15 protein-coding genes are annotated in these 17,881 nt (G+C 64.4%); 9 read left to right on the plus strand and 6 right to left on the minus strand.

The genetic code is table 11. From position 1 onward, the window contains the following. Positions 1-18 precede the first annotated feature (18 nt). Genes ACVOLQ_RS15485 through ACVOLQ_RS15500 form a run of 4 tightly spaced genes read left to right on the plus strand, consistent with a single transcriptional unit; the run spans position 19 to position 6,136 of the window. The gene (locus ACVOLQ_RS15485; RefSeq protein WP_481528538.1) at positions 19-1,278 is read left to right on the plus strand and encodes a redoxin domain-containing protein; all 1,260 of its coding nucleotides are present in this window, start codon (positions 19-21) and stop codon (positions 1,276-1,278) included. Further along, positions 1,262-3,382, plus strand: a complete 2,121-nt coding sequence (locus ACVOLQ_RS15490) for a protein-disulfide reductase DsbD family protein (protein WP_481528539.1) — start codon at positions 1,262-1,264, stop codon at positions 3,380-3,382. Before ACVOLQ_RS15485 ends, ACVOLQ_RS15490 begins: the two co-directional genes overlap by 17 nt. 55 nt (positions 3,383-3,437) lie before the next feature. Continuing rightward, positions 3,438-4,796, plus strand: coding sequence for a M16 family metallopeptidase (locus ACVOLQ_RS15495; protein ID WP_481528540.1), 1,359 nt, complete (start codon positions 3,438-3,440; stop codon positions 4,794-4,796). After that, positions 4,793-6,136: a M16 family metallopeptidase gene (locus tag ACVOLQ_RS15500; protein WP_481528541.1), complete on the plus strand. Its 1,344-nt coding sequence runs from the start codon at positions 4,793-4,795 to the stop codon at positions 6,134-6,136. The genes ACVOLQ_RS15495 and ACVOLQ_RS15500 overlap by 4 nt, the downstream gene beginning before the upstream one ends. A gap of 150 nt (positions 6,137-6,286) precedes the next feature. Here ACVOLQ_RS15500 and gloA read toward each other — a convergent pair whose 3' ends face one another. After that, entirely contained in the window at positions 6,287-6,814 is a 528-nt protein-coding gene (gene gloA / locus ACVOLQ_RS15505) for a lactoylglutathione lyase (protein WP_481528542.1), read from the minus strand. A 79-nt stretch (positions 6,815-6,893) separates the two neighbouring features. Between gloA and ACVOLQ_RS15510 the strand changes: the two genes are divergently transcribed. From ACVOLQ_RS15510 to ACVOLQ_RS15530, 5 genes are all read left to right on the plus strand, one after another. Beyond that, entirely contained in the window at positions 6,894-7,127 is a 234-nt protein-coding gene (locus ACVOLQ_RS15510; RefSeq protein WP_481528543.1) for a hypothetical protein, read from the plus strand. Positions 7,128-7,206: 79 nt separating this feature from the next. After that, positions 7,207-7,629 carry a CopL family metal-binding regulatory protein gene (locus ACVOLQ_RS15515; RefSeq protein WP_481528544.1) on the plus strand — a complete coding sequence of 141 codons (423 nt, stop codon included), beginning with the start codon at positions 7,207-7,209 and terminating at the stop codon, positions 7,627-7,629. A gap of 96 nt (positions 7,630-7,725) precedes the next feature. Beyond that, positions 7,726-10,440 (plus strand): TonB-dependent receptor, encoded by a 2,715-nt coding sequence (locus ACVOLQ_RS15520; protein ID WP_481528545.1) that lies wholly within the window; start codon positions 7,726-7,728, stop codon positions 10,438-10,440. Positions 10,441-10,497: 57 nt separating this feature from the next. Further along, entirely contained in the window at positions 10,498-11,190 is a 693-nt protein-coding gene (locus ACVOLQ_RS15525) for a PepSY domain-containing protein (RefSeq protein ID WP_481528546.1), read from the plus strand. After that, positions 11,187-13,001 (plus strand): 2Fe-2S iron-sulfur cluster-binding protein, encoded by a 1,815-nt coding sequence (locus ACVOLQ_RS15530; protein WP_481528547.1) that lies wholly within the window; start codon positions 11,187-11,189, stop codon positions 12,999-13,001. Before ACVOLQ_RS15525 ends, ACVOLQ_RS15530 begins: the two co-directional genes overlap by 4 nt. A gap of 321 nt (positions 13,002-13,322) precedes the next feature. Here ACVOLQ_RS15530 and ACVOLQ_RS15535 read toward each other — a convergent pair whose 3' ends face one another. The 5 genes from ACVOLQ_RS15535 to ACVOLQ_RS15555 form a co-directional block, all read right to left on the minus strand. Next, entirely contained in the window at positions 13,323-13,862 is a 540-nt protein-coding gene (locus ACVOLQ_RS15535) for a DUF411 domain-containing protein (protein WP_481528548.1), read from the minus strand. A 59-nt stretch (positions 13,863-13,921) separates the two neighbouring features. Then, positions 13,922-14,221 carry an EF-hand domain-containing protein gene (locus tag ACVOLQ_RS15540; protein WP_481528549.1) on the minus strand — a complete coding sequence of 100 codons (300 nt, stop codon included), beginning with the start codon at positions 14,219-14,221 and terminating at the stop codon, positions 13,922-13,924. Between the two features lie 61 nt (positions 14,222-14,282). After that, positions 14,283-15,389, minus strand: coding sequence for a copper resistance protein B (locus ACVOLQ_RS15545; RefSeq protein WP_481528550.1), 1,107 nt, complete (start codon positions 15,387-15,389; stop codon positions 14,283-14,285). Then, positions 15,386-17,191, minus strand: a complete 1,806-nt coding sequence (locus ACVOLQ_RS15550) for a copper resistance system multicopper oxidase (RefSeq protein WP_481528551.1) — start codon at positions 17,189-17,191, stop codon at positions 15,386-15,388. The genes ACVOLQ_RS15545 and ACVOLQ_RS15550 overlap by 4 nt, the downstream gene beginning before the upstream one ends. A 121-nt stretch (positions 17,192-17,312) precedes the next feature. Beyond that, the gene (locus ACVOLQ_RS15555) at positions 17,313-17,720 is read right to left on the minus strand and encodes a CopL family metal-binding regulatory protein (protein ID WP_313173298.1); all 408 of its coding nucleotides are present in this window, start codon (positions 17,718-17,720) and stop codon (positions 17,313-17,315) included. Between the last annotated feature and the right edge of the window lie 161 nt (positions 17,721-17,881).

Consider the following 17,881-nt stretch of genomic DNA (forward strand, 5'->3'; position numbering starts at 1 on the left):
TCCACTGCAAGGAAATCCATGAAGTCCATCGCCACCCCTCTGCGTGCTTGCCTGTTGGCCAGCGCAGTCGCTGCTGCACTCGGCCTCGCTGCCTGCAGTCCATCGCAACCCCCGCCGGCCAGCCCGGCCCAGGGCGCTGCTGCCACGCCGGCAAGCAGCGGTGCCTACAGCATCCGTGGCGCGCTGCCGGGCCTGGCCGATGGGACCGAGCTCAAGTTGCTGGTGCCGTCCGCGGCGACTGATCCGTTGCATGTCGAACCCGTGGCCACGGCAACCGCACAGGGCGGTGCGTTCGTGCTCAGCGGGCAGGTGCAGCAGGCCGTACCGGCGGTACTGATGGTAGGCAACCTGGGTTCGGTGAAGCTGGTACTGGAGCCGGGCGAGCTGCGCATCGAAGCCGGCGCACTGGGGCCGGTGGCCAAGGGTGGCAGCCTGACCGAACGTGTCTATGGGTATCTGGAAGATCCCGCTTATGTAGCGGCCTACAAGGCCAACCGCGAGGCCAACCGCAAGGCTTTCGACGGCGTGGATGAAAACGACGAAGCGGCGATGAAAGCCGCGCGTGATTCGGTGGCTGCGCCGTTTGCCGCCTTGACCAAGGTCAGGAACGACTACGACGCCGCCATCCTTGACGGTGCCGAACCGGCGCTGCTGAAGCTGCTGGTGCTGAGCGAGAACTACGACTGGAAGCGTTACGACGTGGCCCGTCGCGCGCAGTTGCTGGCCAGCTACAAGCAGGAGCTCGGCGCACATCCCTTGATCACGCAGATGGAGCAGGCGGCCGCCGATTACGCCAAGACCCAGCAGCTGGCCGAGAAGTTTGGACCGGGCAAGCCCTATGCCGACATCGAGGCGGTCGGCGTGGACGGCAAGGTGGTCAAGCTGTCCGAGGTGCTGGCGCGCAACAAGCTGGTGTTGCTGGATTTCTGGGCCTCCTGGTGCGGACCATGCCGCGGCGAGTTCCCGCATCTGCTGAAGGTCTACCGCGAGTTCCACGCGCATGGCTTCGAGATCTACGCCGTGTCGCTGGACGAGGACAAGGACGATTGGACCAAGGCCATGCAGGAAGAAGGCGGCAGCAACGATCTGCCCTGGATCAACCTGCAGGCGCCGGGCTTCGAGGACAAGGCCGCGCAGACCTATGGCGTGGTGCAGCTGCCGCAGAACTACCTGATTGCCGGTGACGGCACCATCGTCGGCGTTGGCATGCGCGAGTGGGACGTCGAGCGCGCGGTGCGTGCGCAGATCAAGAAGGTTGAAGATGCACCTGCACGTTGATGCCCTCCGCCGCGCGGCACTGACCACGCTGTTGCTGCTGGGCGTATTGCTGCCTGGCAGCGTGCTGGCACAGGTGCAGGCCGAGCTGGTTGCCGCACAGCGCTCGGTGCAGCCGGGCCATCCGTTGCAGTTGGCGCTGCGCATGCAGCACGACCCGCATTGGCACAGCTTCTGGAAGAACGCCGGCACCGGCTTGCCGACCAAGCTGATGTGGGACTTGCCCCCGGGTTGGACGGCCGAGGCAATCCAGTGGCCAACCCCGATCCTGGTACGTGACCGCGAAGGCAATATCACCGGCCACGGCTACGAAGGCCTGTCCTTCCTGCCGGTGCGGCTGATCGCGCCGGCCGACCTGAAGCCCGGCAGCGAGATCGAGCTGAAGGCGCAGGCACGCTGGTTGATGTGCGAGACCGTGTGTATCCCGGGCAAGGCGGCGGTGAGCCTGCGCGTGCCGGTCAGTGCCGATCTGCCACAGCCCGATGCGGATGTGCAGGCGGCACTGGCAGCCTTGCCGATGCCAAGCTCCAGCGAAGGCTGGCAGTTGGCCGCGACCCGCGAGCAGGGTGGTTTGACCTTGCGCGTGGCTGCACCAGCCGATATTGCCGAACTGCATTTCTTCCCGGCCGATGAGTTCGTCTCCTACAAGGTGCCGCAGACCATCGGCAACCGCGGTGCACGCGCCTTGCTGAAGCTGCCCCTGGATCCGGCAGAGACCATGCCGGCCGATGCAGCGCTGCGCGGTGTATTGGCCTATACCGATGCCAAGGGGGTGTACCGTGGCGTCAGCATCGATCTGCCGTTCGTGGCCGAAGCCGAGGCCACGGCCCTGGTCAGCACGGCCGACCTGGGCGCGGCACCGGCTTCGGCCAATGGCAACGATGGCACCCGGTTGTCGCTGCTGGTGTTGCTGTTCGCGGTGCTCGGCGGACTGATCCTCAACCTGATGCCCTGTGTATTCCCGGTGTTGGGGCTGAAGGTGGTCGGCTTCATCGAACAGGCCGGCAGTGACAGGCGCAAGGTCAGCGTGCATGCGCTGTCGTTCACCGCTGGCGTGCTGTTGTCGTTCTGGGCGCTGGCTGGTCTGCTGGCGGTACTGCGCGAAGGCGGGCAGCAACTGGGTTGGGGCTTCCAGCTGCAGTCGGCACCGTTCGTGTTCGTGCTGGCGCTGGTGATGCTGGCGTTCGCGATGAACCTCAGCGGCGTGTTCGAGGTGGGCATGCGTGCCACCAGTGTTGGCTCGGGCCTGCAGTCGCGCAGCGGCGTAACCGGCAGCTTCTTCAGCGGCATGCTCGCCACCGTGGTGGCAACACCGTGCAGTGCACCGTTCCTGGCACCTGCGCTGGGTGCAGCGCTGGCCTTGCCAACGGCACAGTCGTTCGTGGTGTTCACTGCGATCGCGTTGGGACTGGCGTTGCCGTATCTGCTGCTGTCGGTATTCCCGTCGCTGGTGAAGCTGTTGCCGCGTCCGGGCGCGTGGATGGAGACCTTCAAGCAGCTGATGGCCTTCCCGCTGTATGCCACCGTCGGCTATCTACTGTGGGTGCTGGCCGGACAGTTGCATGAAGCGGCGCTGCTCAATGCCTTGCTCGCATTGTCACTGCTGGGTTTCGGCCTGTGGTTGTATGGCCGTGGTACCCGTCCTGGTGCCCGCGGTGGCAAGGCCAGGCTCAGTGCAGTTGCCGGTGTACTGGTGCTGGCCGCGGCGGTGTTGTTCGGCTGGCCGCGGGCAGCGGCACCGGAGGCATTGCAATGGGAGCCCTGGAGCAGCGAGCGCGTGCAGCAGCTGCAGGCCGAAGGGCGCCCGATCTATGTCGACTTCACCGCGCGCTGGTGCGCCACCTGCCAGGTCAACAAGAAGGTGGTGTTCGCCGCTGCACGGGTGAACGACTACTTCCGCGACAACGAGGTGGCCGCGCTGAAAGCCGACTGGACCAATGCCGATCCGCTGATCACCGCCGAGCTCGAGCGCTGGAACCGCAGTGCGGTGCCGTTCAACCTGGCCTATCCGGCCGGTGGCGGTGCGCCGCGTGAGCTGCCCGAGGTACTCACGCCGGAGATCGTGCTCTCCGCGCTGGAAAACGCTACCCCACAAGGACGGGATTGAACCCCTGTCGCTGACTTCCCCGCGCCCCCGGGCGCATATCAAGAGAACGCAACGCATGATTTCGCAACGCCTGTTGTGCGCCGGCCTTGCGCTGGGCCTGATGGCAGCCTCCGCTGCCTCGGCCGAGCCGGTCAAGGTCAATGGCTTCACCCACGTCAAATCCCTCGATGGCATCGATGAGTACCGGCTCGACGCCAATGGCCTGAGCGTATTGCTGCTGCCCAACCACGCCGCACCGGTGGTGACCTTCCAGATGACCTACCGGGTCGGTTCGCGCAACGAGGTGACCGGTACCACCGGCGGCACCCACCTGCTCGAGCACCTGATGTTCATGGGCAGCACCAATTTTGACGGCGAGAACAACGTCGATACCTACCTGGACCGCGTCGGCGCTGGTTTCAACGCCACCACCTCGCTGGACCGCACGAACTACTACGCCACGCTGCCGCCGGCTGCGCTGGACGGTTACATCGCCATCGAAGCCGACCGCATGCGTGGCCTGCTGCTGCGCGAGAAGGACCGCCAGAGCGAAATGACCGTGGTGCGCAACGAGTACGAGCGCAATGAGAACAACCCCAATGGCGCGCTGATGAAGCTGATGTGGGCTACCGCCTACAACGCGCATCCGTACCATCATCCGGTGATCGGCTGGCGCAGCGATATCGAGAAGGTGTCGATCGAGAAGCTGCGTGCGTTCTACGACACCTTCTACTGGCCGAACAATGCCACCGTCACCGTGGTCGGCGATATCGACAGCGCCCAGGTGCTGGCCAGCATCGGCGAGAAATTCGGCAAGGTGCCGCGCTCGCCGCATGCCATCCCCGAGGTCTACACCACCGAACCGGAGCAGCAGGGCGAGCGTCGGGTCACGCTGCGCCGCGCCGGCGAGACCGGCACGGTGATGATGGCGTACAAGGCCCCGGCGGGCCTGGACAAGGACATCCCGGCACTGAACGTGCTGGAGCTGGTGTTGCAGGGCGGTCGTAGTGCGCGCCTGCAGCGTGCGCTGGTGGATACCAGCAAGGCAGTGGCGGTATCGGGCGGCATGTACCAGCAGCGCGATCCCAGCCTGTTCATGCTCAGCGTGGCGTTGGCCCCGGACAGCAAGCACGCGGAGATCGAGCAGATCGTCCGCGACGAGATCGCCAAGGTCGCCCGTGATGGCGTCAGCGTCGAGGAGATCAAGCGCGTGCTCGGCCCATACCGCGCCGAGGAAGCCTACCGCCGCGATGGCACCGACCAGGCCGCCGATGCGCTCAACGAGTTCATCGCGATGGGCGACTGGACCCTGTATTCCACCGCCCTGAAGGACCTGGAGAAGGTCACCCCGGCCGACGTGCAGCGCGTTGCCGGCAAGTATTTCACCGCAGAGCAGAGCACGGTTGGCTGGTTCGTGCCGGAGAGCAGCAAGTGAACAACGCAAAACGTATTCGACTGATTCCGCTGGCGCTGGCCGCCCTGTCCAGCCTTGCTGCATTTGCCGCCCAGGCTGGCGTTGCCGACACCGCCGTGCACGCCAAGGCGGCAGGCATCGACCTGATCGTCTACCCGATGGGGGTCAAGGACGTGGTCACCTTCACCGGCTCGATGCCGCTGGGTGATGCCTTCCTCGCGGCCAAGGCCGACAACCCGGCCGTGCCGACGCTGACCGCGATGCTGCTGGAAGCCGGCACCACCCGCCGCGACAAGTTCGCCATCTCCGATACGCTCGACGGCATTGGCGCGCAGCTGTCCTTCAGCCCCAGCGCGGCGCGCATCGGCATCTATGGCAAGAGCCTGAAGCAGGACCTGCCGACCGTGCTCGACCTGCTCGCCGAGCAGCTGCGTGAGCCGGCCTTCACTGCCGACGAACTGGCCAAGGCCAAGGTGCAGCTGGAAGCGGCGCTGCGCCAGGCCAGCGACAATCCCGGCACGATGGCGCGTGAGACGATGATGCTCAGCATCTTCCCGGCCGGCAGCATCAACGCACCAGTGCCGCGCGAAGCCATGCTCAAGGCGGTACCGCAGGTGACGCTGGAGCAGATCAAGGCCTTCCATGCCAGGTACTACGGCCCGGCGCACATGACCCTGGTGTTTGCCGGTGACGTCGATGCCAAGGCGATCGAGGCCGCGGTTGCACACGGCTTCAACGGCTGGAGTGGCGGCGTCGATTACCTGCGTGATGCGCCGGCACGGCTGCCGGCCAAGGCCGCCGAGCACAGCATCGCGATGAAGGACAAGGCCAGCGTCAGCGTGTTCCTGGGCCAGTCCACCGGCCTGCGCTACACTGATGCCGACTACCTGCCGATGACGGTTGGCGTGGATGTGCTCGGTTCGGGCTTCACCGGTCGCCTGATGGCGGCGGTGCGCGCGAAGGAAGGCCTGACCTACGGCATCGGCGGCAACCTGCTGGGCAGCGACTATATGGATGGCGGCCTGGGCATCAGCACCACGTTTGCACCGGAGCTGATGGACAAGGGCATCGCCAGCACCCGCCGCGAACTGCAGCGCTGGTGGAAGGACGGCATCACCGCCGAAGAGCTGGATGCACGCAAGCAGGCAATGGTCGGCAGCTACCAGGTTGGCCTGGGCAATACCGACGGCATGTCGGCGGCGATCATCGGCACGGTTGAGCGCGGTGTAGGCCTGGCCTGGCTGGACAACTACCCGCAGGCGATCCAGTCGGTGACGCTGCAGCAGGTCAATGGTGTGATCCGCAAGTACGTGGATCCGCAGAAGATGGTGCTGGTCAAGGCCGGCACCTTCAAGAAGTAAGTCGCAGCCTCTGCCAAGTGGTTCGACACCAACAAACGCCGGCTTATGCCGGCGTTTGTTGTTCAGCGCGATGCAAACCGTAGCCCCGTAGCCCGGGTAAGCAACGCGCACCCGGGGAGGCGCTGGCCTCGTCAACGCGCCACGTTCGTATCAGGCACGCACGCTATTGGAAATGATCTCCACCCAATAACCGTCCGGGTCCTTGATGAAGGCCAGGCTCTTCATGCGGCCATCGGTCAGGCGCTTCTGGAACGGCACGCCCAGTTCCTCGAACCGCGCACAGGCCGCTTCCAGTTCCGGCACCGATACGCAGATATGGCCGAAGCCGCGCGGGTCGCTGTTGCCATCGTGGTAGACCGGACCTTCCTGGTTCTCGGTGCCATGGTTGTGGGTGAGTTCCAGCACGCCGGGAATCCCGGCCATCCACAAGCGGCGCGCGTCGTCGTCCTGCGGCACCTGCACACCGGCCGGCACATAGGCCAGGAAGTACAGGCTGAACTGTGCTTCGGCGAAATCACGCTGGTCGATCAGCTGGAAGCCGAGCACGCGCGTGTAGAAATCCAGCGAGGCGCGGATGTCCTTGACCCGCAGCATGGTGTGGTTGAACACGAAGCCGTGGGTTTCGGCCGGTACCTGGGCGGCGACGCCGGGCTGTTGTGCAAGGGTTTGAAGGCTCATGGAATCGATCCTGTTGCGATGAATGGGGGAGGGCAGGCGTGCAGCCGCGGCAGCGCAATGCTCATGCAGAAAGTTGCATTTGAAATCGCCACTCCAGCTTGCATGCGTCGATACAAAAAATCATCAACGGCATACCTTCAGTGGCTGGTCGGCCATGCGCGCGCTGGCTATGCTGCGTCGCAGGATAGTCGTTGTTCCCCAGCTTTTGATGAAGCGCGCATGCATTGCCGGATGTGCGCTGGGAGCGACGCTGGCGCAAGGCTTGCGCGGTTTGCCGGGATTGGATGCCACCACGGATGGAAGCGCGGCGTGACCCACGGCGGTTGACAAGGTTTCGCTGCTCGCGCTATTCATTGTATGTATATACAAATAACAGGATTGTCTGGAACTTCATGTCCTACCGTATGTGGCTGCCGTTGCTGCTGATGCTGGTGCTCGCCGTCGAAGGCGTGCTCGGTGCATGGGCGAGCACGCGCATGGTGCTGCATGCGGAAGGCGCGCCAGCGGTTGCCGGCTTCACCCGCGCGGCCAGGGCCAGCTGCGATCCGGCCCCAGGCGTGCCAGCGGTAGATGATCTGGCAGTCGCCGACGGCCACGACAGTCATGCCGGCAAGCCGGCTGCCAATCATGGCGACGACTGCAGCTGCGCCGACGGCGTGGGCTGCGAGTGCCTGTGTGTATTCACCATCTATCCCCCCGCCTCGGCGCTGTTGTTGGCCGGTGCACATCCGCCGGTGGCAGCCGAAACCTCGCTGCCGGTGCTGGTACTGCCGGCAGGCAGGGTATCTGGCGTCTTCCGACCTCCCATCGTCTGAGCGGTTGTTCTCGCGTCACCACGACGTAGTAGTGAACCGTGCGCGCGTCTGCGACCACGGCTATCGCCCCGAGACAGTATCCCAGCGAGAGAGAACATGTATTTGAAGCCCCAAGCCTTGGCTGCGGCCATCGGCACGCTGCTGTGTGCCAGCGCCGTCCACACCGCCAACGCGCAGGACGCGCAACCCCCGAATGAAGCCGCCCGCACGCTGGATGCCGTGCAGGTCACCGGCAGCCACATCAAGCGCGCGCAGTTGTCGGGCGTAGGCCCGGTCAGCGTGATCGACGCGCAGGCCATCGAACGTTCCGGCGCTACGTCGGTGGACACGCTGTTGCAGCGCCTGCCGGCCTCGGCCGGTTTTGCCGGCAGCCAGAGCAATGCCTACTGGGCCGAAAATGGCTATGGCACCACCCAGGTCAACCTGCGCGGCCTCGGCATCAACCGCACCCTGGTGCTGCTCAATGGCCGTCGCATCGTCAATGGCGGTACCGGCGCCAACAGCTCGGTCGATCTGAACATGATCCCGGTGTCGTTGATCGAGCGCGTGGAAGTGCTCAAGGACGGCGCTTCGGCCATCTACGGCGCCGATGCGGTCGCGGGCGTGGTCAACATCATCACCAAACAAGGATTCGACGGCGCCGAAGCGGCTGTGCGCTACGGCCAGACCACGCGTGGCGATGGCGATGAAACCGCTGTTGACCTGGCCTGGGGCGTCACCAGTGATCGCGGCTCGTTGATGGCTGGCATCAACTATGCCGAAGGTGGCACGGTCAACATGGCCTCGCGCGCGCCCTGTGGCCTGGCCGAAGTGGATGGCAAGCTGGTGTGCTCGGGCAGTTCCACCACGGTAGGTGGCCGCGCGCTGCTGGCCGACGGCAGCCGCGTCAACTTCAACCAGGTGCTGGGCGGCAACGGCGATTTCTACGAGCCGTACTCGGCCGCCAAGCACAACTACAACGGCAACCCCACGCTCAATGCGGTCAATCCGATCAAGCGGATCAGCATGAGCGTGTTCGGCGACAGCCAGCTCAGCGAGAACACCACGGTGTTCACCGAGCTGATGTACACCAACCGCCAATCCGACCAGTTGGCCGCGCCGGGCGGGCTCGGCGTGTACCGGCCGATCAACATCGCCGCCAATCATCCGACCAACCCGACCGGACAGGACCTGCTGCTGCAGCGCCGTCGCCTGGAAGAGGCCGGCCCGCGCCATTTTTCGCAGGAGGTGAACACCTTCCGCGGGCTGGTGGGGCTGAAGGGACATTTCGGTACCGGCTGGGATTGGTCGGCGGCCTTGAACTGGGGCCGCAACACCGGCGTTGATGGCTCGGACAATGTCGCCAACCTCGACCGCGTCGAGCAGACCTTGAACCGCAGCATATGCAGCCCGGTACCGGGTGCGGCAATTCCCTGCGGCGATTACCTGGGTTACGGCGACCTCAGTCGCGAGGTGCTCGACTACATTCTCTATACCTCGCGCGATACCGGCGGCAACGAACAGAAGAGTTTCACCGCCAACCTGAGCGGACAGATCTTCGAATTGCCTGCAGGCTGGGTGGGTTTCGCTACCGGCGTGGAAGTGCGCAAGGAGCGCGGCTGGCGCAATCCCGACCCGCTGACCGTGCTGGGCATTGGCAACACCAACCAGCAGGACCCGATTGCCGGTGAATACACCGCCAAGGAAGTCTTCGCCGAGCTGGCCATCCCGCTGCTGCAGGACAACGTCATCGCCGATTCGCTGTACTTGAATCTGGCCGGACGTGCCTCGGATTACGATCTGTTCGGCCGCGATTACAACTACAAAGTCGGGCTGGACTGGCAGATCAACTCCTCGTTGAAAGCGCGCAGCACTTACGCCACCGCCTTCCGCATCCCGAACATCCCCGAATTGTTTGGCGGCGTGGCCGAAGGCAACCTGACCACCACCGATCCATGCAGCAACTGGTCGGCCTTGCCGGCGGGCTCAACGGTGCGTGACAACTGCCAGGCCTACGGCGTGCCGGCCGGCTATGTGCAGCCGGGCAATACCATCCTCACCACCTCCGGTGGCAATTCGGCATTGGAGCCGGAAGACGCCACCTCGTTCACCGCGGGTGTGGTGTGGACACCGGAGTTCCTGTCCGGGCTGACCTTGACGCTGGACCACTACAACATCCGCATCAAGCACGCGATCCAGCGTATCGACGGCTCCACCAAGCTGGCCATCTGCTACAACACGCCGGGGCTGGCGCATCCGTTCTGTGATGCCAGCAACTTCACCCGCAACCCGCGTACCGGCGAAGTGGACTTCCTGTCCTCGCAGCCGGTCAATGCCGCCAACGAGCATGTCACCGGCTACGACTTCGGCGCGCTGTATGAGTTCAAGGCAGCGGGCTTCGATGCCAGCGTCAGCGCCGATGTTTCCTATCTGCAGCGCTACGACGTGCGGCCGTACGACGGGGCCGAGCTGATCGAATACGCCGGCAAGATCACCGGCGGCCGCGGCAGCTATGCCAAGTGGCGCGGCCTGGTCTCGGTCAATGCCTCGCGCGACCAATGGTCGGGCACCTGGAGCACGCAGTACATCGGTCGTGCCGATGACATCAACGCAGCGCGCGGTGACATCGGTGACCACGCGCCGTCCGCGTTCTATCACAACCTGCAGCTCAAGTACGCGGTGAGCAAGGCGCTGGATGTATCGCTGGGCCTGGACAATGTCTTCGACAAGAAGCCGCCGTTCATCCAGAGCTATACCGATGCCAACACCGATACGATGACCTACGACCTGCTGGGTCGCCGCTGGTACGCACGCATCGGCTACCGCTGGTGATTGGATGCGCCCCGCCGCAGCTGCGGCGGGGCGCGTCATTGAACGAGGACGATGTTGATGAAACCCGCATTCTGGGCACGCCGTGCCCACAAATGGATCGGCCTGGTGATCGGCGTGCAGGCGCTGCTGTGGATGCTCAGCGGCGTCTACATGACCGTGGTGCCGCTGGACGTGATCCATGGCGACCACCTGGCCCACGTGCATGGCACGCCGTTGCCGGCGCAGACCGCGCGCGTCGGCGTCGATGTGCTGGCCACGCGCTACCCGCAGATGGAGTCGTTCCGGCTCAAGCATGTGCTGGAACGCGAGGTCTATGAGATCCGCCAAGGCAAACAGAAGTACCTAGTGGATGCCGCCAGCGGCGAACGCCTGGCGCCGATGGACCGCGAGCAGGCAATAGCGCTGGCCCAGTCGCTGTATCAGGGCGAGGGCGAAGTGGAGCGGGTGGAATGGATCACCCGCGCGCCGTCAGAAGTAAAGACGCGACCGGTACCGATGTGGGCCGTGCATTTCAGCGGCCGCGGCGACAGCACGCTGTATCTATCACCGGACAGCGGTGAGCTGTTGGCACGCCGGCACGACCTGTGGCGAGTATTCGATTTCGTGTGGATGTTGCACATCATGGATTACGAGAACCGTACCGACGTCAACAACACCTTGTTGCGGGTCGCTTCGGTCATTGGCCTGGGCTTCGCCCTCAGCGGCATCTGGCTGCTGTTCTACAGCTTCGGCAAGCGGAGGAGCGCATGACGCCCTGGATGCGGACCTTGCACAAGTGGGTGGGCCTGATCGTCGGCCTGCAGTTCGTGGTGTGGCTGGGCAGTGGCCTGATGATGAGCCTGCTCGACCCGGAGAAGATCGAGGGCAGCGCGCAGCGCGCCGTCCCAGTTGCCAATCCTGCCTGGCCGTCGGCAACGGTGTCGCCCAGCGTGGCGCTGGCGGCGGCCAAGGGTGAGGCGGCAACGCTGGACAGTGGCTGGTTGCTGCAACAGCCGGTGTATCGACTGCAATCGCCGGAAGGTACCGAGGTCATCGATGCCCGTGACGGCAAGCGCATCGCCATCGATGCGGCGGTCGCGGCGAAAGTCGCACAAGCGGCCTATGCCGGTGATGGGGTTGCCGCCGCGCCGCAGTATCTTGAGAAGACCTTGGAAACCCGGGCCAACCCGGACCCGGTATGGCGCGTTGACTTCAGTGACGCGCAGGACACCAGCATCTATGTGTCCGCGCATAGTGGCCAGGTGATGGAGCATCGCAACGCGACGTGGCGGCTGTTCGACATCTTCTGGATGCTGCACATCATGGATTACAGCAGCCGGGTCAACTTCAACAATCCGCTGGTAGTGGGCATGGGCATAGGCGGCCTGTGGTTGGCGTTGACCGGTGTGTGGTTGCTGATTGCCAGTTTCCATCTGCAGGAGTTCATCCCGCGTCGCTGGCGTTCGCGTCGACAGCTGATGGTCTATGCACCGGGCGGCGCGCATCTGCGCACGGTCGAGGTGGCCAGCGGCGACAGCGTCTACGTGGCACTGGCCCGCGAGGGCATCCATCTTCCCTCCAACTGCGGCGGTGGCCAGAGCTGCGGCCTATGCGAAGTGCGGGTGCGTTCCGGTGCTGGCAAGGCAACGGCGGCCGATCGCGCGCACGTGCCAGACGCCAAGCGCAAGGTCGGCTGCCGGTTGGCCTGCAATCTGCAGGTGGATGAGGACGTCGAGATTGAAGTGGCTGGAGGTGCAAGCCTGTGGACCGAGCACTGGGCCATCGTTGAAAAGGTGGTCGCCGTGACCCCGTTTCTGCGTGAGATCCATCTGCGTTCGGAGCAGGCCGCAGATGCGCAGTTCCAGCCGGGTTGCTATCTGCAGCTGCACGTGCCCGAGTACGAGCTGCCGCGCAGTGCGGTGTGGTATCCGGGTGAGCATGAAGAGGATTGGAAGGCGCTGTCCCTGCCTGCGACCCTGCAGAACAGGGCAGCGGTTCGGCGCTCGTATTCACTGGCGACACCGGTGTCCAATGCGGACGGCGGCCTGGTGCTGCTGGTGCGCTTCAGCCCTGGCTGGCAGGAGAACCGCAAGCATCCGCCGGGCAAGGGCTCGACCTATGCCTATACGCTGCGTGAGGGTGACCGTGTTCGCTACAGCGGCCCGTTTGGCGATTTCGCACTCAGCGGCAGCGAGCGCGAGAAGATCTTCATTGGCGCTGGTGCGGGTATGGCGCCGCTACGTGCTTTGGTCCAGCAGCGGCTTGATGAGGGTGGTGGCGAACGTATGCATTACTGGTACGGCGCCCGTGGTGAGCGAGATTGCCCCTATGTCGAACAGATGCAGGAGCTGGCGCATGAGCATGCCAACTTCAGTTGGCATCCGGTGTGGTCGGGGCAGGGAGCCGATGCACGTCGTGTGCATGAAGCTATCCATGAGGACCTATTGAAGCAGCATCCGGATCTGGCGGGTTGCGAGTTCTATCTGTGTGGACCGCCGGCGATGTTGGCGGCGACCAGGCAGCTCTTGCGCAAGCTGGGTGTTGCGGATGAGCGGGTTGCGTTTGACGACTTCAAGATCTGAGTGAACTTGAGCTTGGCTGTTGTGGCTGCAGATGTCGGAGGTCTGCAGCTGTTGTAGTCGTAGTTGCTGTTGCTGTTGCTGTTGCTCCGGCTCCGGCTCCAGCTTCGGCTCTGGCCTTTGCCTTTGCCTTTGCCTTTGCCTTTGCCTTGGCTTTGGCTTTCGCTCTGGCTTTGGACATTCCCTTCTCCCGCTTGCGGGAGAAGGTGCCCGGAGGGCGGATGAGGGGGCTTTTGACGTTGCCTGGCTAGAAGCGTCCCCTCACCCCAACCCCTCTCCCGTTCACGGGAGAGGGGCTCTACTCCGATCATTATTGCGGTGGCATCACTCGTGCTTTGAGAACTCGCTCAACGAACCATCATTGCCGAGCAATGCAACCGTGAACGCCTGGCGGTAGCCATCCGGCGATTTCATGCCCGGCGTACCCACCGGCATGCCCGGCAGCACCAGTCCGCGCGCCTGCGGACGCTCGGCCAGCAGCTTCTGGATGTCTGCTACCGGTACATGGCCTTCCACCACATAACCGTCAATCTCGGAGGTGTGGCAGGACATCATGCCGTCACCGATTCCCAGGCGTTGTTTGACCGCCATCATGTCGCTGGTGTCATTGAGCTGCACCGGGAAGCCGGCGGCCTGCATATGCTCGGCCCAGCCACCACAGCAGCCGCAATTCGGGTCCTTGTGCACAACCACCAACGGCAACGCCTTGGTAGCCGGCGCAGCTTCAACCGCCTTCGCAGGTGCCGCAGCAACCGCAGCGGCTGCCGTGGTAGCAGTAGACGGGCTCGCATTGCAGGCACTGATCAACAGGGTGCCTGCCGCCAGCACCAGCAATGAGAACATCGGCTTTGAACGCATTTTCATGATCTAGATTCCTTGGACAGTTTGCCGCGCCGGCCGGAGGCCGGTGCGGCAGTAGGGCATCACAGCATCGACAGGCCGCGCTCGAATTCCTTGGCATCGAGCTTGCCGTCACGGTTGCCATCGCTCATGCCGAAGTGCGGCAGCAGCGGATGACCGCTGGGCAGCTCCTCGCGGCGGATGAAGCCATCGTTGTTGGCATCGAAGCGCTTGAACGTTGCCGCTGCATCGGCCTGTGGTGCCTTCGCAGCAGGCTTGGCCGCCGGTGCATGGTGCTCATGGCCGGCATGTTGGGCCTGTGCGATGGAAATGGAGGCAAGGGAGATCGCGCCGACCAGTGCGGCCTGGATAAAGAACTTCATCAAATGTATTCCTTGTAGGGAGAGTGGTGATGGCGTCGGCATGCGACGCCATCACTACGAATCAGAACCAGAAGCGCACACCGGCAACCCAGCGCGATTCGCTCACGCCTTCGCCGGCATCACGGTGCAGGTCGGCGGTATCGCCGAATGCGCGTTCGTGCAGAAAGCCCACATACGGTGCGAACTTGCGGGTGAACTCGTAGCGCAGGCGCAGGCCTGCTTCCACGCTGCTCAAGCCCTTGCCGACACCGCGGCGCGGATCATCATCGGCAACGATGCTGGCTTCCACCACCGGCTGCAGAATCAGGCGGTTGGTCAACAGCACGTCGTACTCCACCTCGAAGGCCAGCTCGGCCTTGCGCGGTCCGCCGATATAAGCCATCGCCGAGACTTCGAACTTGTACGGCGACATACCCTGCAGGCCGAACGCGGCACGGGTCAGATCCGGCGATTCGCGGCTGTTGTCATGCCGCGCACCGGCGACCACGTCCCACCACGGCGAGATCGAATGCCCGTACAACGCATCCACCGACCAGTCGCCGAGTGCGTTGTCGCTGCGCTCGCCTTCACTGCGGATCCACAGGCGGTTGATGTCGTTGCCGAACCAGGAGTCGATGCCCCAGGACTGACCGCTGCCGTGGGCGTTATCCCAGGCTTCCAGGTGATCGAACACCACCAGGCTGTTGAACGACGGCGCATGCTCCATCGCGTGCGGCTTCAATACCGGGAAGGCATCGTCGAAATCCTGCTTGGTCGGCGTCGGGATCGGTTCGCGCGGCGTGTTGCTGGCACTGCCGCCCCGCATGTTGTGACCGGCATGCGGATCAGCGGGCATGGCATGTCCTGCGTGCGGGTCAGCTGCCGCGCCGTGGCCGGAGTGGTCTTCCGCCTTGGGCATGGCATGGCCGGCATGCGGATCGGCGGGCATAGCATGTCCTGCGTGCGGGTCAGCCGCGCCGTGGCTGGAATGATCTTCCGCCTTGGGCATGGCATGACCGGCATGCGGATCAGCAGCCTTGGCCTTGGGCATGTTGTGCCCGGCATGTGGATCCACTGCCGGCTTTGCTTCAGTGGCGTGCCCGGCGTGGCCCGCATGCGGGTCCTGCGCGAAGGCGTTGCCGCTGGCGGCCAAGGCGATGAACAACAGCGAGTGAGAGAAGGTCTTCATGCGTCGATCCTCACTTCGCGCATCATGCCCGCTTCCATGTGGTAGAGCAGATGGCAATGGAAGGCCCAGCGGCCCAAGGCATCCGCACGCACGCGGTAGCTGCGGCGTGTACCTGGCGGCATGTCGATGGTGTGCTTGCGCAGCTGGAACTCGCCGTCGGCGTTCTCCAGGTCACTCCACACGCCGTGCAGATGGATGGGGTGCTGCATCATCGTGTCGTTGACCAACACGATGCGCATGCGCTCGCCGTAGTTCAACCTGATCGGCTCGGCACCGGCAAACGGAATGCCGTCGAAGTTCCAGGCGAACTTTTCCATATGACCGGTGAGATGCAGTTCGATCTCGCGACCGGGCTCGCGTCCATCCGGGTCTTCGAACAGCGAACGCATCGCGCCATAGGTCAGCACCTTGCGGCCGTTGTCACGCAGGCCGATGCCGGGGTCGTCGAGCTTGGGCTCGGTGGCCGCAGTCTGCATGTCGATCAGCGGATTGCCGGCTTCGCTGGGCTTGTGCTTGGGCGACTTGTCGGAGCCGCCATGGGCGCCGTGGCCCATCGCCGCACCGCAGCCACCTTCCATGCCCTTGGCACCCATGTTGGCGCCGCAACCCCCTTCCATGCCGGCACCGTGGTCGCCATGGCTGCCCATGTCGTGGCCCATGTCGCTCATGGTCAGCAGCGGACGCGGATCGATCTGCGGAATCGGCGCCTGCAGGCCCAGGCGCGTGGCCAACGTGCCGCAGGCATAGCCGGTGCGGCCCATGTCCTGCGCAAACAGGGTGAAGGCATCCTGGCCGGTCGGTTCGACGATGACGTCGAAGGTCTCGGCCGGGGCGATACGGAACTCGTCGATGCTGACCGGATGGATGTACTGGCCATCGGCGGCGACCACGGTCATTTTCAAACCGGGGATGCGTACATCGAAGTAGGTCATCGAGGCGCCGTTGATGAAGCGCAGCAACACCTTTTCACCACTGCGGAACAGGCCGGTCCAGTTGCCGGCTGGCGCGGTGCCGTTCATCAGGTAGGTGTAGGTGTGGGCATTGATGTCGGACAGGTCGGAAGGCGTCATCCGCATCCGGCCCCACATGCCACGGTCGGCCAGCGTCTCGCGCAGGCCGTCCTTGCGTGCGTCACGCATGAAATCACCGACCGTGCGCTGGTAGGTGTTGTCGTGCATCGGCATCTTCTTCATGCGCCGGAACAGCGCATCGGGGTCGATGTCGGTCCAGTCCGAGAGCATGACCACGTGTTCGCGGTCGAAGTGATAGGGCGGCGGTGCCAACGGGTCAACGATCAGTGCGCCATACAGGCCGGCCTGCTCCTGGAACAGCGAATGGCTGTGGTACCAGTAGGTACCGGACTGCTTGAGCTGGAACCGGTACTGGTAGGCCTCGCCCGGCGCGATGCCGTTGAAGCTAAGCCCCGGCACGCCGTCCATGTTGGCCGGCAGCAGGATGCCGTGCCAGTGAATGGAGGTGATCTCGTCGGTGAGCGTGTTGGCCACGCGCAGGTTGACCGTGTCGCCCTCGCGCAGGCGCAGGATCGGCGCCGGCAAGGAGCCATTGACGGTGATGGCGGGGCGGGTGCGGCCGGTGAAGTTGACCGCCGAGCGGCCAATCGCAAGGCTCAGCTCGGTGCCGCGCAGCTCAACCGGCGGCACCGCCATGGCGCGCCCGGAGGCAAACGCCTGCGGGATGCGCGCCATGCCGGCGCCGGCGACCACGCCGCCCAAGGCCAGGCCCTGCACGAAGCGACGTCGCGACAGCACCGAGCGCGAATCGGAAAGGAAATCAGAAGACATGTGGAACTCCCGGACAGGCCGGCGCATCACGATGCGCTGCTGCATGCCCTGAACAGATCAAGGGTGCGCCAGGGCGGATTGCCACGGCACAGGTATCTGCGGACGCCAGAAGGCGCAGGAATCAGGCGATGGGAGGGCGGTTGAGCTGGCCCGGGGCCACGTCTTCGCGAGAGGGGAGTGCTGGCATTGGCGCCAGGGCATGGCGCATAGGAGCAAGCCGCGTCATTGAGACGCTGGGCAGCATGTTGCAATGCTGTTTGCAGTCGCAGCTGTCACCGCTGGCACAGGGCGAGGGTGCCTTGTCGGCGTCGCCGGCATCACACTGCAGGTTTGCTTCCTGCTCGTGGCAGCAGTCGTGCGCGCTGTCACCGGCTTCCATTGCCATCGTCATCGCCTGCATCGGCATGGCCATCGCCGTCGCAGACCACACCGAACCGACCGCACCAGCGATCAGGGTCAGGCACAGCAGCAGGGGCAGCAGGATGCGCGGCACGGGATTCAGGTTGGAAGCAGGGCTGAACCATAGCATTCCTGAGTGGGGGCTGGGCTGAATGGTTGAGAAAAACCGGGGTGCGCGGCCGCGGTTGTGAAAAACACCCCAAGGGCCCCCGGGGGTATTACCCCCGGGTGTTTACGAGAGAGAAAACCCGCCGCCGCCAGAAAGACAGGGGCACCAATTTATTTATAATT

This window comes from Stenotrophomonas sp. STEN031 (assembly GCF_056759975.1).

Bases quoted from the DNA above. Each gene is read 5' to 3' on its own strand.
- ACVOLQ_RS15485 (WP_481528538.1), top strand. From the start codon at position 19: ATGAAGTCCATCGCCACCCCTCTGCGTGCTTGCCTGTTGGCCAGCGCA.
- ACVOLQ_RS15490 (WP_481528539.1), top strand. From the start codon at position 1,262: ATGCACCTGCACGTTGATGCCCTCCGCCGCGCGGCACTGACCACGCTG.
- ACVOLQ_RS15495 (WP_481528540.1), top strand. From the start codon at position 3,438: ATGATTTCGCAACGCCTGTTGTGCGCCGGCCTTGCGCTGGGCCTGATG.
- gloA (WP_481528542.1), bottom strand. From the start codon at position 6,814: ATGAGCCTTCAAACCCTTGCACAACAGCCCGGCGTCGCCGCCCAGGTA.
- ACVOLQ_RS15515 (WP_481528544.1), top strand. From the start codon at position 7,207: ATGTCCTACCGTATGTGGCTGCCGTTGCTGCTGATGCTGGTGCTCGCC.
- ACVOLQ_RS15520 (WP_481528545.1), top strand. From the start codon at position 7,726: ATGTATTTGAAGCCCCAAGCCTTGGCTGCGGCCATCGGCACGCTGCTG.
- ACVOLQ_RS15525 (WP_481528546.1), top strand. From the start codon at position 10,498: ATGAAACCCGCATTCTGGGCACGCCGTGCCCACAAATGGATCGGCCTG.
- ACVOLQ_RS15530 (WP_481528547.1), top strand. From the start codon at position 11,187: ATGACGCCCTGGATGCGGACCTTGCACAAGTGGGTGGGCCTGATCGTC.
- ACVOLQ_RS15535 (WP_481528548.1), bottom strand. From the start codon at position 13,862: ATGAAAATGCGTTCAAAGCCGATGTTCTCATTGCTGGTGCTGGCGGCA.
- ACVOLQ_RS15540 (WP_481528549.1), bottom strand. From the start codon at position 14,221: ATGAAGTTCTTTATCCAGGCCGCACTGGTCGGCGCGATCTCCCTTGCC.
- ACVOLQ_RS15545 (WP_481528550.1), bottom strand. From the start codon at position 15,389: ATGAAGACCTTCTCTCACTCGCTGTTGTTCATCGCCTTGGCCGCCAGC.
- ACVOLQ_RS15550 (WP_481528551.1), bottom strand. From the start codon at position 17,191: ATGTCTTCTGATTTCCTTTCCGATTCGCGCTCGGTGCTGTCGCGACGT.
- ACVOLQ_RS15555 (WP_313173298.1), bottom strand. From the start codon at position 17,720: ATGCTATGGTTCAGCCCTGCTTCCAACCTGAATCCCGTGCCGCGCATC.